The organism is Bacteroides sp. OM05-12, from assembly GCF_003438995.1.
Lineage (GTDB): Bacteria > Bacteroidota > Bacteroidia > Bacteroidales > Bacteroidaceae > Bacteroides.
On record NZ_QSUN01000003.1, the window covers coordinates 304,744 to 325,738 of the forward strand.

Sequence of the window (20,995 nt, forward strand, 5' to 3'; positions counted from 1 at the left end):
AAGAACAAATATAGGTACTTAATATTGTACTTGCAAGTTATCGGGAAATAATTTAGAATATAAAAGAAGATTTGGCAATTATATAGGAGTGAATCCATGTTTTATTGCAGTTAATTTAAGTATATATGTTACCAATGGCAAACTCCGTAAATATGGAATCACGGTAAGGTTATCATAATTTTGTTACTGCTAACGTTTACCACGTATGTCTCTAAAGAAGTTCTGGCTATCCTTTTTCATTCGTTCCATCTGTTTTTCTAGGCTAACAATAAAAACACCAAATAAAAAGAAGATAGCACAAGCTACCTTCTCTTTTTGTTTAAATAACCTTTAAAAATCACCTACACCGGATTTCGGGATAAAGCCGGACCAATATTTATAAAGGCCCTATCCGGGATGATTGGATTGTTACAAAACAAATCATAATCTCCGGCTTATTCTCATTTCCCGGATTTATATTTCCTACGCTCACACCCGAATATATTATGGGAGTAGGCATATGCCATTATTTCCGTTACATCAAAGCCGGGAATCAGCTCCTCTATGAATCTTTTGGCCTTATCCTGTTCAACACCTGCTTTACACAATATACCTGCATAAGACATAGCCGTATTATTCCTGCCTTTAGCCAAAGACTTTCCATTCCAAATCTTCCTTAGCATGCGGATAATGCTGTCATCCGAAATAATCTGCTTATTTAACTGATTCAGAAAGCTCTCTGCCCAAGATTCATCCTGTACCAGAATGGGGCTTCCTTTTCCATCCCTTACAACAGTCTCTGTAACGGTACTTGGCATGGCAGGTTCCGGTGTTGACGGGATAAAGTGAAACGGTACAGGATTGGGATTCTTCCATAAGTCGGGATCATGGGACAGAAAATTTCCTCTTGCCAAATCTGTGGTGCTTTTATCTATCTCAGGACAAGCGAACAGTTCCAGCAATTGCCAGTACAGGTCGTAATGGTAAAGCGGCTCATAATTGTCATGCAGGACAATCGCCTTATAACCGCTTCCTCCCGGAGAGATGAAACAGGCATAGACACACGGAAAACTTTGCAGCCACTTAGCAAATTCCGGCATATTCTCCGGTTTGATATGGTCGAAGTCGAGGGCTGTAAATGAAGAGTAGAGTACGCCTTCATTTTTATTTTTGGATTTAAAAGTCCCGTTCCACGTAACTGCGGGAAGGGCAGCTTTGTTCTTATCCTTCTCTTTCTTAGTCTTTGCGTTCCTGACAGCTTCAACTTTGGTTTTAAGATGAAAGTATGTATCATCCCGGATCATGTCCAGCAGCTTGTCGATATCATATTCTTGCGGATTGTTTACATCCGTGATTTTTGTGAATAGAGATACCGCTTTTCTGAAATGAGACTCTATCTTGAGTACGGCTGTTAATTTTCCCTTTACTCTTGCGGTTTTATTCTTACAGGTCATATAGTTGAAAATATCAGAAGCACTTGGTTTACCGTGTATGCCTAAGTCCTTATAGACATTTTGTAGGATACCTTTCACCTGCGCTTTCGTATATTCTTTATTCACATCCAACTCCTTCATTAGTCTTCCGGCTATTTCATTCTTTGGCAACTTATCGAATGGAACCGGAGCAAGAGCCCGTTTTATATTATCCTCCCGCCAGTATAATGCTTCGAATCCTTCCTTACCCAAAGCATCGTGATATTCCCTGAACTTGTTTTCTATGAAGTTGCATTCCTCCAGCAGTTCCGGTATATTATCATACAGGGCACAGTACATCCTTGCTTTTCTTGAGAACAGGTTGTCCTTAGTCCATTCCGTAAATAATTTCTGTATGTCGGGATTGTCACTGTCCGCCGCTTTTGTTACATTCACACCTGCCTTCAACGCCCGGTACATGGAGAAGTCACTGTTATAAATCTGGTCTGATACTTCCCATGCCCTCCTGTCGGCTATTTCCAATATATCATTCTTTACGACATGTACATTATTATCCGCATCCTTGATGATACAGCAATAGTGTTCCTTGTGCCCGTTTTTCCTGATATCGTCTTCCATCAGCCGTAACTGGTCGTCTTTATTGGGTACGGCATTGTAGTTCTCAATCCTTCGTAAGGTCTTTTCACCCTTCTCTTTTACGGAATTCTCCAAATCCTCCTTTGTGGCCTTCGCTGCCTTTGTATTGAAATAAAGCGTAGCAGAATTTCTGAAGGGATTCTCCTCCAACCTTTGCCTTCCTATTATTTGTTGGAGATCCACTGAAACATCGACAGTCATACAACTGACTTGTGGATTGGCAAAGATATAAGAGTAGGCATTGGTGGAATAAAAGTCTGCTCCGACATATACAGTGGCGGTACAAAAGGTGAACATTTTATGCACTTCGCCCCTTCCGGGAATTTCATCAATCCTGAACGCCATTCCGGTATCCTTTGACAGGATGTCCAACTTCTTGAGATTCTCTGCCTTGGCCGAACATATTATAGTGGTTTCTTCCGGTGTGAGGTCATTCTTTTCAATGATCTTCTTTATTTCGGAAACGCTATTAATATAAAAGACGGCTTCCTCTGCCATAAAACTTTGACCATTTACGACAGTAGACTTTCCGTTGCCGGAACGATATTTCTTAATCAGGGAGGAGCATAGTTCCAATACGGACTTCTTTGACTTTATGACTTCCACATTGGGTAACTGTGTCATTGTTTCCGGCCAGAGAAGTTCATATACAGGCAAATCCTTGAATTGCTCTGTCATATCCAGGTATGATTCCAGAAATGGTGTGGCCGACAGATAAACGACAGTAGAGAATTTTTGGAGTACCCGGCATAATTCATACTCTGTAACCGCCTTGTATTGACAATCATAAAAAATAGCCTGAAACTCATCAACCACTACCGTCCATTGCGACAGGTCTTCACCAATATTATTCATCCCTTCCATGATTTTACGGAGAGAGTCATACGTGGTAAGTATCTTGCTTCCTCCATTTTTAATGTATCCGGTAAGGTTGTCATTGAAAGCAAGCATATCGGCAGGTGCAGTAGTTCTGCTTTCAAAATATTTCTTTTTATCACCCGTGAACCGATAGAGATGAAGATTGTCTTTCAGGTGTTGGGAATACTTGTTATAGAGGAGGTGCTTTCTGGGGCTAGCCAATATAACTTTCTTATCGGATCTAATATAAGCTTCTGTTGCTCCACATCCGCATATCCTTTTATTCAGGATGTAATGTTGATTGCTCGGCAAGGTATTCCATAGTTCTTGCCATTCCGACAGGTGTTCGATCCCATCGGGTACGTTTAATGTTTTCTTTTTCATATATTTGAATTTATAAGGTAATAGGGTTAGTCAGAGACAGGAGAGCATACGGAAGTAGGAGTATGACATAACCGTAGGATATATGTAAATATTTTATTTTTCAAAAAAACTTGTTCTTTAAGCAAATTCACTCCTTTTGCAAACTTTTTTATTTACACTTTTACTTCCTTTGGAAGTTATGTATACCACTACACTCCCGTTCCATGACTTTCTGCCTTCTGCTAACCCCATCATATCATTTTAAAATTTCATTAAAGGATTGGGATGACCGGGATTCCCTTTGATGGTCAGTGCATCCATATCCTCCCTTTTCTTCTTCATATAGTCTTGATACTCCTGACTGTCTTCTTCTACCCATTTGAGATTGGAGGAGTTAAAGTTCAGATAATTCTGATCCTTATGTAACACCTTCGGTCTTCTCAACATGGATTTATCTCCTTCAACGAACTCAGCCTCTGCCATAAGATTATCCATCATTGAATGCCGTTCTTCCATACTTTTGTACATGTTTTTTCTGTCATAACAGACATAAGGTTCTACGGCTACACAAGAACGGTCTGTATCGGCATCGCCAACGCTCGTAACAACCCTGAGCTTTTTCCTCATATTATATACGGTACCATCGACTCTTACTTTCAGACCATTATCAAGTTTTCTCTTAGTGTCAGTCGGTGAAAACTTTGGAACTTGTTTCCATTCAAGGTTAGCGGCATGACAGTTCCCCAAGTTGCCGTCCTTATGGATCAGGATGTATTTCTTCCCGTCTTGTGGCATCGGCTTAAAACAGATTGCTACTGTTTCGTCCAACGGAATTTCTCCATGACTTTTCGTATTCAGATATTTGAATCCGTCTGTTCTGGTATGGATATTCAATGGACCATTGAAATTTGGATTATCATACTCTTTATACGCATAAGTTCCTTCCCTGTTAACCCTAACATTATACTTTATACAGTACCGCATTCTTCTGCCATTGATCTCTTTCTCGAATGGTTGTTTTTTACTAATGTTTTTCATTTTCTATTTATTTTTTGTTATTACTACATTCTTATCCTCTTGTATCCGCGCTGTCTTTTGTGAGTAGATATATAGAGTAACCCCAAAAGTACGCAGGAGGAAATTCTTTAATCCGCGGTATGATTCAATTTTGGGATAATCCCTTTCACATATCTTCCCAAGCTCTTTTAGAGAAATATTAATCATCGGACCAACACGCAGATTATATCTCTCCTGTAATCCCTTTATATCATCCCGGTATTTCTTTGGTATCTTCAAGACTGTTTTTTCGATAACATCAGGACAGTCTTTCCCCTGACGGTCAAGTACAGAACTATCGTTCCTACCTGACTGTTTTATTTTTTGTTGCATACATATATCAAGCTTTGAAGGGATTTAAACGGCAAAATCGATGTTTTTTATCAGAAGAAAATCATGGAGAAGTCTTTTCATATAAACGTATTGGGACTTTTCTACTTTTTTGCCTTATTTCCCGGTTCTCCAACTACAATTGTATCCATCACTTTGTCGATGAATTCAGAAGGAATATCCTTTATAAAAAATATAATCTAAGCCGTGATATTTTTGGGTAAAGGTGGGTATGTGACAGGAGAATGATGATCTCCTGTCTGTTTAAAATATAATTTGTACATAAGATATTATTTTATAAAGAGAAATCTATGCTTGCTAATCTTCGTTTTCATGCCAGATTAAAAAGTATATCTTTCGGTTATATAGTCCTATGTTTTGTATGTTAGTAATCAGGATTTTCTGTAAACATATCCGTTAATTTATCCATTTGTTCACCGATACACTTATCTATTAGTTTTGCGTAATGGATTGTCATTTTTCTTCAAAAACATACTTCACTACCCTAGTATTAGCATCATTCTCTATCTTGAAATCCCTTTCAATATAGATGTCAGTGATTCTCATGGTTTCATCTATATGATTAAGTGCTGCATGAACTGTATATTTATCTATACCGGCCTTATTAACAGCTATGGTAGCCCATGAGTGGCGCGCTGCATAATATTCTAAATCATCAATCTTTAACTGTTTTCCAATCACCTTTAAGCCATGATTAATAGCCTTATTAAAGTTATCGGCAGTGGAGTAATTATGATAGAAATTGAATATTCGTTTTTTAGTATAATCTTGATACTTTTTGATAATAGGAATAATTATTTGTGGTATTATTACTACCATTTTAGCATTATCAAGCCTTCTATCTGTTGTTTTCGTCCGATAATAAGTAATTGCATTATCTTGTAATTCCGTGCAATTATATAAATCGACAGAATTCATACCTATTAAACAAAATGATAAAATAAAACAATCTTTTGCCAAGTTATAAGGACAATTTTTCTCTCTACCATTTACATTATATATATATGGTAATTCCCATATTTTTTTTATTAATTCTGCTGACAAAGCTCTTTTTCGTGTAGCTTCCTGCTTAGGTACTTTAAAGTTTTCAAAAGGGGAATTCGAAATAAGAAGAATGTTTCTGTCATAGTCATTGTATTTCTTCTTTGCTTCATTAAAAAGATGTCTAATGCTTCCTAAATATAGTGAAGACGCTCTGTTTGAAGGAATACATTTTTTTTCTCTTTGCAATATTGAAATTTTACTAGATCTTCTTTTATTAAGATATTCCGTAAATTCATTGAGAAATGAAGAATTGATTTTATTTATATCAAGAGATTCTTTTCCCACAAACGAAATTAACACATTGATAGCCGTTTTGTAGTTCTTAGCCCCTTTAATAGTTGTATTTTCAATCCACTCTTTTGAAAATTGAATAAAATCTATAGTTTTAGTTTTCTCTTTTTCGCCGTTTAAAAAGGCTACTATATTATCAAGAGTATAATGATTAATTTCTACCTGTAGCTTTCCACATTGCTCTCGATAGGAATATACAAGCTCATCAATCTGTCTTTTAATAACAGTCCCTTCTTTAAAAGTGAAAGATTTGGTGAGGTCTTGAGGAGTCACAAATATACTTGTTGATACTCTTTTTACCTTTCTGTCCTGAGTGAATCTAATCTTAACATTATAAGTTCCATCACTTCTTAACTCATTTCTTTTAATTTCAGCTCTGATTGTTAGCATTTTAATTATAATTTAATTAGTCAACAATAAGTCAACAACAAAATAATTTTAGTCGTTTTTTACTAATTTTCAGTACTACAATCACAAACTCTATTACAAAAAAAATCCTCATAAGTATTTAACTTACAAGGATTTACTTTGTGACCCCGGTGGGACTCAAACCCACGACCTTCAGAACCGGAATCTGACGCTCTATTCACTAAGCTACGGAGCCTTTTCAATTTTAGCGAATGCAAAAGTACGAAATTTAATGTACCTTTTACAATAAAACAAGAAATTAATTTCAATTGGATAGAGTTATTCTTATTCAAATCCGGCAAAACAAAATTATCATTTTGAAAACACTATAAATATATAATCAATCATTTTGCATATATTTCATATATAATAATAGCAAATATATAAATAATACCTATATTTGCAAGAAATAATAAAACGATCAATTTATGAGTTATCTTATAAAGCCAAAAGGCTATAAACCTTTGCTTGATTTGAAGCAAACCGAACGAGGTATAAAACAAATAAAAGATTTTTTCCAATTAAATCTATCCTCCGAATTAAAGTTGCGCCGTGTCACAGCTCCTCTTTTTGTACTCAAAGGAATGGGAATCAACGATGATTTAAGCGGCAAAGAGCGTGCCGTCTCATTTCCAATCAAAGACTTAGGCGATGCACAGGCAGAAGTGGTGCATTCATTGGCTAAATGGAAACGGTTGACATTAGCCGATTATAAAATAGAACCGGGATACGGAATATACACCGACATGAACGCCATACGTTCTGACGAGGAACTGGGCAATTTGCATTCTCTCTATGTAGACCAATGGGATTGGGAACGCGTTATCAATCCGGAAAACCGGACTGTAGACTTTTTAAAAGAAATAGTAAACCGTATTTATGCCGCCATGATTCGCACCGAATATATGGTATATGAAACGTATGCACAGATAAAACCTTGTCTGCCGGAAAAAATACATTTCATACATGCGGAAGAGTTAAGACAGCAATATCCGAACCTTGATGCAAAGGATCGTGAGCATGCCATTACAAAAAAATATGGTGCCGTATTCGTTATCGGTATCGGTTGTAAACTAGGTGATGGAAAAGAACATGACTTGCGTGCACCGGACTATGACGACTACTCTACGCCGGGTCTGAACGGTTTACCGGGGTTAAACGGCGATTTACTACTTTGGGATCATGTTTTGGAACGTTCCATAGAATTATCATCTATGGGAATCCGGGTAGACAAAGAAGCTCTGTTGAGACAGCTCAAAGAGTCCGGTAATGAAAACAGAAAAGAGCTTTACTTCCATAAAAGATTACTAAATGACACATTACCACTCAGTATAGGAGGAGGTATCGGACAATCACGCCTTTGTATGTATTATCTCCGCAAAGCGCATATCGGAGAAATCCAAGCAAGCATTTGGCCTGAAGAAATGAGAAAAGAATGCGAACAACTTAATATGCCCTTAATTTAACTTTATATATCCGTAACATTTGTACTTTCAACAAAATCTTTTAACTTTGAAACATAATTTCAAGACCTATGAATGTACAAATAGAAGAAAGCTGGAAAAAGCATCTGGCTCCGGAATTTGAGAAAGATTATTTCAAGCAGCTTACGGATTTCGTAAGAAGCGAGTACAGTCAATATAGTATTTATCCACCGGGAAAACTGATATTCAATGCTTTTAATCTTTGCCCGTTTGATAAAGCAAAAGTTGTAATCATCGGTCAGGACCCTTATCACGGACCGGGACAGGCACACGGACTCTGTTTTTCTGTTAATGACGGAGTCCCGTTTCCCCCTTCTTTAATCAATATCTTCAAAGAAATCCAGGACGACCTTGGCACTCCTGCTCCAACTTCCGGCAATCTGACCCGTTGGGCGGACCAAGGAGTTCTCTTACTAAATGCTACCCTCACGGTTAGAGCGCATCAGGCAGGTTCCCACCAACGTAGAGGTTGGGAAGAGTTCACCGATGCTGCAATCCGCTACTTAGCCGAAGAGCATGAAAACTTAGTGTTCATTTTATGGGGGTCTTACGCCCAGAAAAAGGGAGCATTCATTGATCGCAACAAACATCTGGTACTAACATCTGCACATCCGTCTCCATTGTCCGCATACAATGGCTTTTTCGGAAACAAACATTTCAGCAAAACAAACACTTACCTTACTGCACACGGAAAAGAACCGATTGTATGGTAATTAAGAATAGAGTGAAGTGATATATATATATTAATACCACTTCACGTTACTGTTATTCGAGTTATTACGCTTATCCCATTTCAAAGCATCCGCAAGCATACTTGAGTTGGCACGGATACTGAAGTTATACGATTTCCATATACCAAACGGACACACGCTACATGACATAGTGAAACAATGCAGGTCACGAGTTATCGTCATCGTAGTTTGCGCTATCTTATGCGCATTAAAGTCATAAGAAGTAGAGAAACTCATGTTCCAGCGATTGGCAATCTTTATATTACCGGATCCACTCAAAGTATGAACAACCTGATACGGATAACGCATCGTTTTCTTATTTATTTTATTAGGATCCATTCCGAAAGTATTTTCCCTGATATTGAATGAATAGGATACGCTGAAAGACCATGGCATCTTAAACGCCATATAACCATCCGGATCTATTTCCGCTTTTTTCTCTTTCTTCTTCGTCACGCCACTATTATCTACATCCTTATCCTCATCATCCGTTTTTTGATCTTTCTGTTCCTGCTCTTTATCTTCTTTCGGTCCGAACAGTTTCTTCCAGGTATCATTATTGAAAGTATATGAGAATGAACTTCCTAATCCCTGAAAACGCCCAAAACGTCCGTAAGACCATTCCGTACGGTCACCAACTACAACTTGTCCCGCATCATTAAACTGATAGGCATAAGTGGCAAAAGAAGTATTCAGATTCAAAGTATAACTCTTGGTCAATTTTAAACGAAGATTCATAGACAAATCACTCCACGGACGGGTTGCCGCCGCAAAGTTATAAGACATACTTGCGGATAAATCATCAATAAGACTAATCTTACGTACACCTGTAGAATCTTTATCGGACTTTACCTTCATTTCTATGTTGTTAGATAAGCTGAAAGAGACACTTCCCTGCCTTCCTTTACCCGGGATTCCATATAAAGCCGTTCCATCATAAGGAGAATACTCCTTAGTATAGACTTCGCCCTCCTCATCCGTATATTGTACTGTCTGATAATATCCATACCGTGATCTCCCAAAATCCGGAGCGGCACTGAAACTGACCGAAGGCGTCGCCACATGACGAATCATTTGTATCTTGTCACCAAACAATTTCTTCCACGGTTTATAAAAACCGTACAGTTTAGTATTGATACCGACACTCATATTATAATCGTAGACACGGTAAAAACCATAGACCGTATCCGTCGTCACCAAATCATTTTTCTCTTGACTATAATCTTTGTGAATCTTCCTTGTATACCAACGGGAAGTATAATTGAAACTCGGTACAATATTTATATACTTGAACAACTGGAAAGTAGCACTGACAGGAATATTATGCTTCATTCCATTTTTCCAATCCCTCACTAAATTCGACTTGAATAAAAGATTATCTTTCGTATCAAGGCTATTATCCAACTGCCCGGTGTAGCCAATCGAAATTTTCTCATACCAACGTTCTTTGCCAACTGCCTTTTTACGTCTGAATGGAAATTTCTTTGATAAAGAAATATTTAAACTAGGTAATGTAACAGAAACCGCAGAATCTTGCATTCGTTGAGACATATTGAATGTTCCGGAGAGTGTCAATCCGGCATCCGGAAAAGTTCTGGAGTAATTGATGCTGGAAGTTTTTGTATTTTGTGCAGCGACAGTAGGATCATAATAATTATCCAGATTAGATCTTTCATAACTGCTTGTTGCAAAATTCACACTGGCAGAGAAAGTACTGTTCGGGCTGGCTTTCGTATCCTGACGATGTGTCCATGCTATTTTAAAATCTTTAGAAACGGAATAATCCGGCATATTTTTATCGCCGGTCTTTGTTACCAGATAACTGATATTCACATTACCGGAGAATTTATAGCGTTTATTATAGTTGGATTCTCCACTTAATCCCCATGATCCTTTCGTGAAAATTTCACCACGAAGAGCTAAATCCATTTTATCGCTGATAGCAAAATAATATCCTCCGTCTCGAAGATAAAAGCCACGATTCATTTCATCTCCATAGGTCGGCATAATGAAACCGGAAGAGTATTTACTGTTGAAAGGGAAAAAGCCGAAAGGAATGGCAAGAGGCAATGCTACATCCTCTACTACCAGATAGGCAGGTCCGAACACCACATTCTTCTTCGGGCGTACTTTCGCTTTGGTAAGAGCAAGATAAAAATGGGGATGATCGTGATGATCACAAGTCGTATATTTACCATTCTGCAAATAAAGATTATCATCCGCCCCTTTTTTTGCATCATTACTGGTCACATACCCTTCTCCTTGCTGAGTAACCACATTATTTATAAAACCCTTCTTAGTCTTAAAGTTATATCGCATAATCTTGGACTCATAAGGAGTTTCGCCATCTTTGAAAACCGGTGCTCCCTTCATCATACCCAACGTATCCAACACTCCGGTAGCATGAACCGTACTGCTGTCCATATTCATCGTAATGACATCCGCTGTCAATTCTATCTTTTCGTAGTTGACCTTGCCTTGACCATATAAAAACGCATATCCTCCTTGGGTAAACACAATGGAATCAGTAGCCTCATAGACTACCGGAGCATCCAAAGGCTGTTTCTTTTGGGGTTGAATAGTTACCGTGGAGTCTACTACCAGCGTATCTCTGAATACTGTATCAACAGGAGCCATATCCGCCCCTCTTCTCCTCCTCTGAGCCATAGTGCTGTCAGGAAGCAACAGGAATACGATTAGCAGTAAGAACGATATTATAATTTTTAATTTCAATGGCGTCATTAACAATGCATTTACGCTTGAACGGGCAAAAGTAAACATTCTCTGCCAAATACAGATGAAATTCGACTAATATTAATTATTTTTTATAGCTATAAAAAACGCTCGCACCAAGTATTAAAACGCTTAATGCCATCTTCTCCATATTTCGAAATACTTTTTAAAGCTCCTTCCACACTTTTTTCCTTTTCCAAACGCGTTTTTGAAAAGAATTTATCCGCAAAACAAATCACTTGTTCTTCCATGCTTACAGGCAACATTTCACGGTGAGGAATGGGTAAATCCTGTTTGATAATGCTTTCCGCAGAAATACCGGCTCCCGTATGCCTCTCACAGACCAAAGCATGACGTGGGAAACCCTCTTCCCGAAGCAAGTCTGCTCCTAAATATCCATGACAGATATAGGGTTTATCACCAAAACAAAAAATACCCGGAGCATCCGTCAGAAAGATACCGATATCATGCAACATGGCAGCTTCTTCCAAAAAAGCCTTGTCCAAGTTAAGCTCCGGATGCTTATCGGCTATCCATAAAGCCTTATCGGCAACAGAACGACTGTGGGTCAACAAGATACGCTTCAATTCGTTCTCCTCCGGATAATATTTATCGATGATGTTCAACGCATTCATTTTCTTTCTTAATTCTTGCTATAATAGAAGTTTATCAATATTTTTGTGCAAAAATACTAAAAATAGCTCTTATACAACTATGCAGAGATTAATGTTAACCTTTTATTGCTTTATTCTGTCATTTTTCATGTATGCGGAGCCGTCCATCATGGTAGGCGCGGAATGTACGAACGAATATCTGCCGCTATTACGGGGAAAAAGGGTCGCACTCATCGTAAACCAGACTTCTTTGGCAGGAGGGAAACATCTGCCGGATGTAATGGTTCAAAACGATATAACCGTAAAAAAAGTATTCGCTCCCGAACACGGTTTTCGGGGAAATGCCGATGCCGGAGAGAGCGTGACAGACGGAAAAGACAGTAAGACCGGTATCCCAATCATTTCGCTTTACGGAAAGAATAAAAAGCCGACAGCAGAACAAATGAAGGATATTGATGTCATTGTATTCGATATACAAGACGTAGGCGCACGTTTCTACACTTACATCAGCACCATGCATTATGCAATGGAAGCCTGTGCTGAAAATGGAAAGGAGATGATTATCCTTGACCGTCCCAATCCATGTGATTACATAGACGGACCGATATTGCAAAAAAGTTTCAAGAGTTTTGTCGGCATAGATCCCATTCCGCTGCTTCATGGCTGCACCGTAGGCGAACTCGCCCGTATGATAAACGGTGAAGGATGGCTATCATCACAACCACGTACCTGTAAATTAACTGTTGTCAGCGTAAAGAACTGGAAACACAAGCAACCGTATTCGTTGCCTGTGAAACCCTCTCCTAACCTCCCCAATGACCGTTCTATTGCCCTATATCCATCTCTCTGCCTGTTTGAAGCAACAGATGTCAGTGTAGGGAGAGGCACGCACTACCCATTTCAAATACTTGGTGCCCCCGACAAGAAATACGGCACATTCACCTTTACTCCAAAATCTCTTCCCGGATTTGACAAGAATCCGATGCACAAGAACAAGCCATGCTTTGGAACTGATTTGAGAGAAACGAATCTCCCAAAAGGCTTCACACTTAGTTACTTTCTTGACTTCTACAAAAAATCCGGGGCAGGAGCAGCCTTTTTCACCCGTCCCCGTTGGTTCGATTTACTGATGGGAAACAGCAAAGTCAGGGAAGACATACTGAAAGGCAAAAACGAACAGGAAATCAAAGCCGGATGGAAAGACGAACTTGACAAGTACAAGGAGATACGAAAGAAGTATTTACTGTACAAATAATATACTTCCAATAATAGAATTAACTCTATAAATTTACCCATATATATTTATATAAATATATATGGGTAAAATAACAATAAAATTATATCCTACTTATCTGTATTTAATACTATAATCATTAAATACAATCTCCCTGTCGATTGAATCGTTTAGGCATGGTCAACCTTGCGTTTAAGCAGGGGAAACTTATCGTTTGAGCAGGGTGAAACGAAACAGAAAAACTATTCAATCAATATACCTTCTTGTTTCATAAAGCTAAGCTTATCCCAATATCCTCTCTGAAAAACAATCTTTCCATTAATAACATGGAAAAAGCCACACCCTCTTAATCCTTTCGGATCCTTCCACTCCATGATAGCCCACTCTCCGTCCTCGAACATATTTTCTACAATACAAACCATTTTTGCAGTGGCAAACTCTTTTAAAAACATCTCATAAATTGCCGTTTTTCCTTCAACCGGACTATTCGCTACCTGATAATTTATAGCATCTTCCGTATATAAATCAGCCAAAGCAGTGGCATCAGAAGAATTAAAGAGTTCTACCCATTTCTGTAAAGTTTCTTTCGGTGTCATTCTTACTTGTTTTTACGGTACAAAATTCAATATATGTAAGTATCATTATATCAATCAAGACTTGACTTTAATCAGTCAGTTTCTTTGCCATCCAAAAATTAGTAAGGGAAAGTTGATTAGCCTTGCGCTTTTGTTCTTCCTCTACTATATAGCCTCTTTTTTCAAAGAAAGGACGGGCTGTTAAGCTCACTTCAGATGTAATCCGCATAATCCCGGTTATGATTGCATACCGTTCTATTTCTTCCAAAAGCATCGTAGCAATACCTTTACCTTGAAAATCCTGATGAACAAACATAGAGTGTAAATAGCCTTTTGGAGTAATAGATGAAAAACCAACAATTTCCGACTGTTGATTAACCGCTACAATAAAATAGTGAGTATTTATCATCTCTTCTATTTCAGAGAGATTGTCTCCGCACGATGCCCAGTCTTCAACTTCTGCCTGTGAGTAATCACGTCTGTTTATCACAAGAACAGTATTTTGAAACAAATCTTTCAGCGCAACAGCATCCGATTGCCGAGCTGTTCTGATCTTAAAGTCCGCTTCCATATTATACTTCGAATTAATCATATCAAATAGTTAAATACTTTCTCCAAGCAATGCTAAAACGTATATCTGTTTATCCGAATTATCATTAAATGCATCTTCTTTAAAACTTCCAAATTTGTGAACAATGTTAAATCCTTCCCATTCAAGATATGAATCTAATTCTTGAGGGAAAAACAATCTCATATCCATATTTTGAGTTGAATGAAACTCACCATTTATAAAATAATGCCATTTTATACGATTAATTTGAGTTGCGCTTTCATAACGCATTGTTTGTTTTATCAAGACCTCTCTTCCATCACTAGTTGCATATTCAGCAATCACTTTTTGTTCTTTTTCACTTTCAACAATATATCGGATACTAGGATTAAAACAATCCAACAGGAATAAACCTCCTTTTTTGAGATGTTTCTTAACTCCCTCCAATGCCTTAAATAAATCTTCATTTTTATATAAATGATGGATTGAATTGAATGGAATAAAGATAAGGTCGAATTTCTCCTGCAAGTCTAATCTTCTAACATCTGCTTCAATGAAATTGATTTCTAATCCTGCATCGGAAGCCTTTACCTTTGCTTGTTCAAGCATTGATGAAGTGTAATCTACTCCACAAATGTTGTATCCATCCCTTGCAATTGGAAGTGTAAGTCTGCCTGTACCACAACAAAGTTCAAGTATTTTGGCATTCTTATTCTTCGGCAACCACTTTTTGTAAAAGTACAAATCAGATAGGAAAGTATTTAATCCATCATAAATATTTGCATCATAAATCAAATCACCAACCTTGTAATCTGTATTTATTTTATTTTTCATATTGTACAATCTCATTTAAGTATACTTACAACTGTTTCTCTCAATGTTACCCCATCAAAACCTTTTATCCTTTTACTTTTGAAAACAATAAAATACTATATATCAGTGTTATATATTTATTATTTTTGTTCCCTCTTTCTCTTCTTCCACAACTGCCACGAATTGATAATATTCTGCCATATATTATATATCACCCAGCATATCAATCTGATTATCAGATAAAAAGCCCACCTATTACTAACAGTGGGTAACAAAATAGTAACAAAAAAAACGAAGAAATTCGCTTGGTGGTGGGCTTCATGTGCAAAGGTAACAAAAGACAGCCAACAACAAAAACAAAACTGGCGAAAAGAAAAAGACTGTTTCTCTTTTCGCCAGTATGTATCTTTTGCTGCCAATAGATATAAGTTTAGTCCGTTTTGGATATATAAGCAAAAGAACAGACTAAACTTATACATTCATACAAGAGCGCACACTATTCTATTTTTTCAAGGATTTGCGTAATATTGGAATACGTTTGAGGATATGACCGATAGAAATCACACCTACTAAAATTCCTGTTTTATAATGCCACAATCCGATATTAGAATTAGCTCCATCAATGCAGAGCAAAATGATACCTGTAGCCACAACAAACACAAACACTACTGATAATGTCAGAGTAATTTTACTCTTCCTACCTATTCCATTATTTATAAATCCTTTATACCAACCCCAGTGTGTTGTTACATGGAATATTCCCACGATAAAAAACAAAAAGCTCATCACTACATGAAAGACCGCCCAATTGTGCCATATTTCATGATTACTGCCATGCCCAGCAATATGCAGTTCTATTCCTGTGTATGCAGAAAGAATAAACAAAGGGATTAAATTCCAATCTATTACAAAAATCTTTTTCATTTTTTTCTGTTTCATATTAGCAGTGCAAAACTCGCTAATTTAACAGAGATTAGACGATAACAATTGTAAAGAAATGAATTTAACGCCTATTCCTAATTCTTGATAAGGACACAGGAGTAATCCCAAGATATGATGCGATGTAATGTTGCGGAACTCGCTGAATGATGTAGGGATACTCTTTCAATAGTTCTTCGTATCGTTGTGCTGGGGTGTTTTTTATTCGGGAAAGAAATAACTGTTGATAAACATGGAAACGGTCTATGAGTTTTTCTTCATAAACTTTTCTAAGTGCAGGTATCTGTTCAAGAAGATTGTAAAAGTCCTCTCTTTTTATGGCAATAACCTCTGCAGATTCAATGCTTTCCAATGAAAAAAGGCTCGGCTGACGTTTATACAAGCTATCGAATGAAGCAACAAAGTCACCCTCAAAAAAGAATTGGAAAGTAACATCTTTACCCTCATTGTAGAAAAAAAGACGTAATGTACCTTTTCTTATCAAATATAATGTGTCGGCAATCTTACCTTCATATAACAATATTGTTTTTGAAGGAATAATCAATCTGTTGATGTTCTTATCAAACTGCTCCAAAATAAGACGCTCATCAGAAGACATTTTAATATTTTCTTTATCAACTTCCATAAAAGAATCAAACAAGTTATTTAAATGGTCGTTTTTCATATTCGCAAATATATGAAAAGTGCAGTTCACCGTAAATAGAAAACTGCACTTTTTATTGTATTTCAACAAATTAAGTTACTTACATCTTTATTCCCTTGCTTTTCTTTTGTGATTGTACCGGTTGGCGCATAATTGGGTGAAATTTATCCAGCTGCTCTTTAAACCAGTCTGATATACTTTGCCCATTGATATGTAAAGCAAACTTTCGTTTGTCTGTAGATTCTACCACTATTCGAGCAGAAACCTGCTCTACATTGAATTTTCTCTTATATTCTTCAGAATAGAGCGTACCAGTATATTTCAACGGTTTTAAAGTCAGTAATTCTTCTGTTTGTTCTGGAGTAAACCCAACCAAATGACACAGTTTTTCCATACGAAAAGCATCGGCAAACAAAGGGAACCATCTACACGCTTTATCTATCCACTTCTTCAAAACAGAAATTTCCTTGCTCTGTTCATCATGTACAGTGATGTATTTCCCTTGTACTACTACCATCTGCCTGTTGTGCTGTTCTTGCTGCTCACGCATCATGGTTTGCAGTTTCTCAATACTTTCGTCACGAGTGGCAATTTCCTCATACAACTGTCTGTTCTCCTGTTTAAGCTCCTTAATTTCACCACTCCCCCAAAAAGAACCTACCTTTGCTATGATGGCGGCTTTTGCTTCGGTCTTGACCGCTTCCAGCTTCTGCGTTCCTATTTCTTTCTTAACCTGTTTTAACCGCTTCTCCGCTTCCTCCCTTTCCTCTTGGAGTTGCTGCACGCCCGTTTCCAGTTCGCCCGTCTGCCGTTTCAAATCACGGTAATATTGGGCGGTGGTGACGTGCCTTGCTTCCGAGCCACGCACACCACGCTGCAAACCGTATTTATCCATGATTTTGGCGTAGTCGTCATGGTAGCCTATCAACCTGTCACGATTCAATACATCATCGGCACACAGCCGGGCTGCATCCGCTTTCTTTCGGTAGGAACGCTTACCCTCCGTTTGCTTCTGTTTTGCTTTCCTGCGCTCTCCCGTTACTATCGGTACGATGGTAGCGTGTATATGAGGTGTAGTTTCATCCATGTGCAGAACTGCTGAAACGGTATTTCCCCGTCCGAAAGTCTTGTGCAGCCATTCCATACTGTCGTTGCACCATTCATCTATACGCCCCTCTTGCTGTATCTTCATCATATCCTCGTGTGTTCCCGACATCATGACACGGATAGCCCTTACTTGGTCGGGGGTAATCTTCCGTTTGATGCCTGCCGACTTGATGCGATGCGCTATCGCTTCATCACGAATCGTCACACCTTCGGGAAGTTCCACCAGTTCACGATTTAGATGTGTACGGGTAGAATCCACATTCGGAGCTATCACTCTGCGCTCGATATGGTCGGACATACGAGCATCGGATGCTCCCTTTGCTTTCTTGAAATCAAGAGTAAAATATCCCATATTGAATACTGTTTTTTCGTTAGACAATTACGTTTGCCTTGCACATTCGCCGCACGGCTCACTGGGTTTCAAAAGGGGCATCGCCCCTTTGCTCGATAGGGTGTTTTTAGCGGTGCTTGCACTGCGTGAAGAAAACGCCCTATTGAGCTATGGCTTTTCCTTACTCAAAAGCCTGTGGGAAGCGTGTGGCAACTACATTCTGAACCCTCTGCTTTTCTTTTTGGCTGGTTGTTGTTCCTGTCTTTCGACTGGCTTCACCTGTTGCGTTTGCCTAGCTGATTGTGACAAGTCAACTAATTGTACCTGCTTCTTTCCTGTGATGTAGTCATTCAAATCTTTATAGCCACAATAAATACGTGAGGAATCACGAACACGAAAACTGTACTCTTCATAAAGTGCCCGGACTGCTTTCATACCTGCCTCGTCATTGTCGAAAAAGCAGTGTATCTTTTCGTAACTTCCCAACGGATATAATGCTTTGGATAGATTGGAAACAGAGTTCAAAACAAGATAGTCTTGCTTGTCAAGGTCGGGATAATTGGGACATTTTTTCTGCCGTAAAGTCAGAAAAGAAAGGTAGTCCATAAAGCCCTCAAACACATAGCACGTTTCTCTCGGCTCTCCTTGTTGCTGTATATGAGTGATGTCTTTCGGGGCGATACATCCTTTAAAATACTTGTTGCGTATCTCATACCCTCCCGAAACATTCGGGAAACCAACGGCAAAGAATTGTTTGCCATTATTCACGAAGCGGATTTCCTTACATTCTTTTTTCGCAAGTTCCGTATTTATTCCCCTCTCTTGCAAATAGGAATACAAGGCAATAGAAGAAAGTGGCATAACTTCCAGCTGCTGGAAACTCGGCTGTGTTGAAGACTGCTGCCGAAAAGAGAAAGAAACAGGACGAATAGACGGGCTTTGCTCCGCTATGCGGTCTAACAGATAAGGCAGACTGTCGGACGCATATAACTCCTGCGCCAAAGTGATAATATTACCACCTGTACCCATACCAAAGTCATACCACAAATTACGGTCATGATTCACTTTGAAAGAGGGGTCTTTCTCTTCTCTGAACGGTGATTTATACCAAAGGTTGTTACCTTGTTGTTTCACGGGGTTATATCCCAAACTATGCAGATAATCTGCTAACTTTATATTTTTAGCTTCTTCGATTGTCATCATCTAAATGTATTGGTGAATGAATAATTGAATCAGTTCCGTTTAGTCCGCTATATATACACCCGAACTGTACTAAACTTATCTTGTTCTTAATCGTACAATGAAAAGCTGTCCATTCCTTTTATATATACACACGGACTAAACCAAACTTGTTTTTAATAGTGGAAATCAGAATTATACTTGTAGCCTTTCCCCTCTTTTACTATCATGCGCTTGTTCACAAGGAATTTGTTCAATTCCACAAGAATATTGCGCCCACGTTCAAAGCCGATGCTTGCATAACCTTTTTTTAAGGCTGCGATAACATTGGGATAACCTTGAACCACTTCCTTTCCAAATCCGTTTTCTAACGCTTCACGATGCTGTTGCTCCGTAAGTTCTGTAAGTGGAAAGTTGCGATTCTGTTTGGGTTGTTCAAAAACGTAATCTTTCACAACTTCGGGCAATGCAGTTTCATTGATACGGAACGCAAACGGTTCAAAGTCCTTGTCACGGATGTGCATCGCCTTGACTTCGCTAATATCCACATCCTGTGTGCTTTTGGTGATTTGCAGGACTGTTTCAGCTTTATTGTTGAGTTCCGTTCCAATATGCCCACGTGTATTATCATCCCCTTTATTCAAGTGTAGTACCGTGTGGATATGTAAATTATACTCACTCGACCATCGCATCAATAGATTTATAAGCTCCGATGATTCGCTGGGGCTGTTGATGTCATACATCAAATCACGGATGCCATCTATAATTACAAGACCTATACCCTCCATATTGGCGAGCATATAATCTATTATCTGCTTCCGTTTGTCGGGTGTACATTCTCTTAATACGACAAAGATAAAGTCATCCCTATCCTTATCAGTCGGAAGACCAGCCAAACGCATAATACGTTCCATCACCTTATGGCAATGGTATTTGCTCTGCTCGGTATCTACATAAAGGATTTTACGCTTATTGTCTGGCAAGTATGCCGAATAGTGCAAAACTTCGTCATTCTTCAACGCTGCTGCCACAATAGCGGAAATATTGAATGTCTTTTTACTTTTGGCTTTACCAGTGGATGCGCTGAAATTTCCCAATGTGCCAATAGTTGAACCATTTACCCAAAGAATTTCGGGCGGTACATCATAGGTATCAGTAATCTTCAAATGAATGGTTTTCCACAAGACTGCAAAATCTTCTCTTGTCATTGCAGCTTCTTTCTTATTTTCCGTCACTTTCTTGTTTTCCATAGCTTTACTTCTTTAAAGGACGGTTACTAAGAATATACTTCTGCGCTTCCTGTTCTATTTGCACCTGCGTCTTGATAGGATTTTGGCGTAGCCACGCCTCTAAATCTGCCCGTTCAAAGAACAGCATCTTACCCTGCGGTTTATAGTGGGGTATCAAGTTACCCGAAGTCAGTTTGTACAGGTAACTTTTGGAAAGGTTAAGAAACTTGCTCGCTTCATCAAAGCTAAGCACATTCTTTTGTAAAAACAGCATCTGTTCGAGTTCCTCAACTCGCATCTCTAAAGTCTTATCCATATTGTTTTTTTGGGATTAAGTGAAACAATATGAAGGTGCGCACCCTCGTTTTCTTTTCGTTAACGAGGGCAAAGGTATTGAGGATTAGCTTGATAGTG

The 20,995-nt window shown here is 38.4% G+C and carries 18 protein-coding genes, 1 tRNA gene and 1 pseudogene; 3 read left to right on the top strand and 17 right to left on the bottom strand.

The genetic code is table 11. The features are described from left to right. Positions 1 to 440 precede the first annotated feature (440 nt). The 6 genes and pseudogenes from DXB63_RS04490 to DXB63_RS04515 form a co-directional block, all read right to left on the bottom strand. Positions 441 to 3,290: a BT4734/BF3469 family protein gene (locus DXB63_RS04490; RefSeq protein WP_122125194.1), complete on the bottom strand. Its 2,850-nt coding sequence runs from the start codon at positions 3,288 to 3,290 to the stop codon at positions 441 to 443. A 240-nt stretch (positions 3,291 to 3,530) separates the two neighbouring features. Next, positions 3,531 to 4,307, bottom strand: coding sequence for a hypothetical protein (locus DXB63_RS04495; protein WP_122125195.1), 777 nt, complete (start codon positions 4,305 to 4,307; stop codon positions 3,531 to 3,533). 3 nt (positions 4,308 to 4,310) lie between these two features. Beyond that, positions 4,311 to 4,658: a hypothetical protein gene (locus DXB63_RS04500; RefSeq protein ID WP_122125196.1), complete on the bottom strand. Its 348-nt coding sequence runs from the start codon at positions 4,656 to 4,658 to the stop codon at positions 4,311 to 4,313. A 382-nt stretch (positions 4,659 to 5,040) separates the two neighbouring features. After that, positions 5,041 to 5,136 (bottom strand): annotated as a pseudogene (locus DXB63_RS18190) (recombinase); the annotation flags it as partial. Beyond that, positions 5,130 to 6,401: a phage integrase SAM-like domain-containing protein gene (locus DXB63_RS04510; protein ID WP_122125197.1), complete on the bottom strand. Its 1,272-nt coding sequence runs from the start codon at positions 6,399 to 6,401 to the stop codon at positions 5,130 to 5,132. The pseudogene DXB63_RS18190 and the gene DXB63_RS04510, both read right to left, overlap by 7 nt. Positions 6,402 to 6,542: 141 nt before the next feature. Continuing rightward, positions 6,543 to 6,615, bottom strand: a tRNA-Arg gene (locus tag DXB63_RS04515). 232 nt (positions 6,616 to 6,847) lie between these two features. Between DXB63_RS04515 and asnA the strand changes: the two genes are divergently transcribed. Beyond that, a complete protein-coding gene (gene asnA / locus DXB63_RS04520) occupies positions 6,848 to 7,885 on the top strand; it encodes an aspartate--ammonia ligase (RefSeq protein WP_122125198.1) in 1,038 nt (345 codons plus the stop codon). A gap of 68 nt (positions 7,886 to 7,953) precedes the next feature. Then, positions 7,954 to 8,616: a uracil-DNA glycosylase gene (locus DXB63_RS04525; protein WP_122125199.1), complete on the top strand. Its 663-nt coding sequence runs from the start codon at positions 7,954 to 7,956 to the stop codon at positions 8,614 to 8,616. Between the two features lie 30 nt (positions 8,617 to 8,646). Here DXB63_RS04525 and DXB63_RS04530 read toward each other — a convergent pair whose 3' ends face one another. Then, on the bottom strand, positions 8,647 to 11,376 hold the full coding sequence (locus DXB63_RS04530; protein WP_122125200.1) for a putative LPS assembly protein LptD: 2,730 nt from the start codon (positions 11,374 to 11,376) through the stop codon (positions 8,647 to 8,649). 89 nt (positions 11,377 to 11,465) lie between these two features. Next, complete coding sequence (locus tag DXB63_RS04535) at positions 11,466 to 12,002, bottom strand: HD domain-containing protein (RefSeq protein WP_122125201.1); 537 nt, start codon at positions 12,000 to 12,002, stop codon at positions 11,466 to 11,468. 79 nt (positions 12,003 to 12,081) lie between these two features. On the opposite strand from DXB63_RS04535, the gene DXB63_RS04540 reads away from it, so the two are divergent. Then, positions 12,082 to 13,236, top strand: a complete 1,155-nt coding sequence (locus DXB63_RS04540; RefSeq protein ID WP_122125202.1) for an exo-beta-N-acetylmuramidase NamZ domain-containing protein — start codon at positions 12,082 to 12,084, stop codon at positions 13,234 to 13,236. Between the two features lie 221 nt (positions 13,237 to 13,457). Here the strand turns inward: DXB63_RS04540 and DXB63_RS04545 are convergent, their stop codons facing one another. The 9 genes from DXB63_RS04545 to DXB63_RS04585 all read right to left on the bottom strand — a co-directional run bounded on the left by DXB63_RS04545 (position 13,458) and on the right by DXB63_RS04585 (position 20,897). Further along, complete coding sequence (locus DXB63_RS04545; protein ID WP_122125203.1) at positions 13,458 to 13,811, bottom strand: nuclear transport factor 2 family protein; 354 nt, start codon at positions 13,809 to 13,811, stop codon at positions 13,458 to 13,460. A gap of 67 nt (positions 13,812 to 13,878) precedes the next feature. Beyond that, a complete protein-coding gene (locus tag DXB63_RS04550; protein WP_369869575.1) occupies positions 13,879 to 14,382 on the bottom strand; it encodes a GNAT family N-acetyltransferase in 504 nt (167 codons plus the stop codon). Positions 14,383 to 14,391: 9 nt separating this feature from the next. Next, on the bottom strand, positions 14,392 to 15,162 hold the full coding sequence (locus tag DXB63_RS04555; RefSeq protein ID WP_122125261.1) for a class I SAM-dependent methyltransferase: 771 nt from the start codon (positions 15,160 to 15,162) through the stop codon (positions 14,392 to 14,394). Between the two features lie 492 nt (positions 15,163 to 15,654). After that, a complete protein-coding gene (locus DXB63_RS04560) occupies positions 15,655 to 16,077 on the bottom strand; it encodes a DUF4405 domain-containing protein (RefSeq protein WP_122125262.1) in 423 nt (140 codons plus the stop codon). A 79-nt stretch (positions 16,078 to 16,156) separates the two neighbouring features. Beyond that, positions 16,157 to 16,690, bottom strand: a complete 534-nt coding sequence (locus tag DXB63_RS04565; RefSeq protein ID WP_122125263.1) for a Crp/Fnr family transcriptional regulator — start codon at positions 16,688 to 16,690, stop codon at positions 16,157 to 16,159. A 145-nt stretch (positions 16,691 to 16,835) separates the two neighbouring features. Further along, complete coding sequence (mobV, locus tag DXB63_RS04570; protein ID WP_122125204.1) at positions 16,836 to 18,194, bottom strand: MobV family relaxase; 1,359 nt, start codon at positions 18,192 to 18,194, stop codon at positions 16,836 to 16,838. Between the two features lie 192 nt (positions 18,195 to 18,386). Then, on the bottom strand, positions 18,387 to 19,373 hold the full coding sequence (locus DXB63_RS04575) for a toprim domain-containing protein (protein ID WP_122125264.1): 987 nt from the start codon (positions 19,371 to 19,373) through the stop codon (positions 18,387 to 18,389). Positions 19,374 to 19,528: 155 nt separating this feature from the next. Continuing rightward, positions 19,529 to 20,602: an AAA family ATPase gene (locus tag DXB63_RS04580; protein WP_122125205.1), complete on the bottom strand. Its 1,074-nt coding sequence runs from the start codon at positions 20,600 to 20,602 to the stop codon at positions 19,529 to 19,531. A 4-nt stretch (positions 20,603 to 20,606) separates the two neighbouring features. Beyond that, positions 20,607 to 20,897 carry a helix-turn-helix domain-containing protein gene (locus DXB63_RS04585; protein WP_122125206.1) on the bottom strand — a complete coding sequence of 97 codons (291 nt, stop codon included), beginning with the start codon at positions 20,895 to 20,897 and terminating at the stop codon, positions 20,607 to 20,609. Positions 20,898 to 20,995 lie beyond the last annotated feature (98 nt).

What these genes read in the sequence shown, in the direction of transcription:
- DXB63_RS04495 (WP_122125195.1), bottom strand. Translation starts at nt 4,307, where the DNA reads ATGAAAAACATTAGTAAAAAACAACCATTCGAGAAAGAGATCAATGGC.
- mobV (WP_122125204.1), bottom strand. Translation starts at nt 18,194, where the DNA reads ATGGGATATTTTACTCTTGATTTCAAGAAAGCAAAGGGAGCATCCGAT.
- DXB63_RS04490 (WP_122125194.1), bottom strand. Translation starts at nt 3,290, where the DNA reads ATGAAAAAGAAAACATTAAACGTACCCGATGGGATCGAACACCTGTCG.
- DXB63_RS04565 (WP_122125263.1), bottom strand. Translation starts at nt 16,690, where the DNA reads ATGTCTTCTGATGAGCGTCTTATTTTGGAGCAGTTTGATAAGAACATC.
- DXB63_RS04585 (WP_122125206.1), bottom strand. Translation starts at nt 20,897, where the DNA reads ATGGATAAGACTTTAGAGATGCGAGTTGAGGAACTCGAACAGATGCTG.
- DXB63_RS04525 (WP_122125199.1), top strand. Translation starts at nt 7,954, where the DNA reads ATGAATGTACAAATAGAAGAAAGCTGGAAAAAGCATCTGGCTCCGGAA.
- DXB63_RS04580 (WP_122125205.1), bottom strand. Translation starts at nt 20,602, where the DNA reads ATGGAAAACAAGAAAGTGACGGAAAATAAGAAAGAAGCTGCAATGACA.
- DXB63_RS04550 (WP_369869575.1), bottom strand. Translation starts at nt 14,382, where the DNA reads ATGATTAATTCGAAGTATAATATGGAAGCGGACTTTAAGATCAGAACA.
- DXB63_RS04560 (WP_122125262.1), bottom strand. Translation starts at nt 16,077, where the DNA reads ATGAAAAAGATTTTTGTAATAGATTGGAATTTAATCCCTTTGTTTATT.
- asnA (WP_122125198.1), top strand. Translation starts at nt 6,848, where the DNA reads ATGAGTTATCTTATAAAGCCAAAAGGCTATAAACCTTTGCTTGATTTG.
- DXB63_RS04500 (WP_122125196.1), bottom strand. Translation starts at nt 4,658, where the DNA reads ATGCAACAAAAAATAAAACAGTCAGGTAGGAACGATAGTTCTGTACTT.
- DXB63_RS04540 (WP_122125202.1), top strand. Translation starts at nt 12,082, where the DNA reads ATGCAGAGATTAATGTTAACCTTTTATTGCTTTATTCTGTCATTTTTC.
- DXB63_RS04545 (WP_122125203.1), bottom strand. Translation starts at nt 13,811, where the DNA reads ATGACACCGAAAGAAACTTTACAGAAATGGGTAGAACTCTTTAATTCT.
- DXB63_RS04575 (WP_122125264.1), bottom strand. Translation starts at nt 19,373, where the DNA reads ATGACAATCGAAGAAGCTAAAAATATAAAGTTAGCAGATTATCTGCAT.
- DXB63_RS04530 (WP_122125200.1), bottom strand. Translation starts at nt 11,376, where the DNA reads ATGACGCCATTGAAATTAAAAATTATAATATCGTTCTTACTGCTAATC.
- DXB63_RS04510 (WP_122125197.1), bottom strand. Translation starts at nt 6,401, where the DNA reads ATGCTAACAATCAGAGCTGAAATTAAAAGAAATGAGTTAAGAAGTGAT.
- DXB63_RS04535 (WP_122125201.1), bottom strand. Translation starts at nt 12,002, where the DNA reads ATGAATGCGTTGAACATCATCGATAAATATTATCCGGAGGAGAACGAA.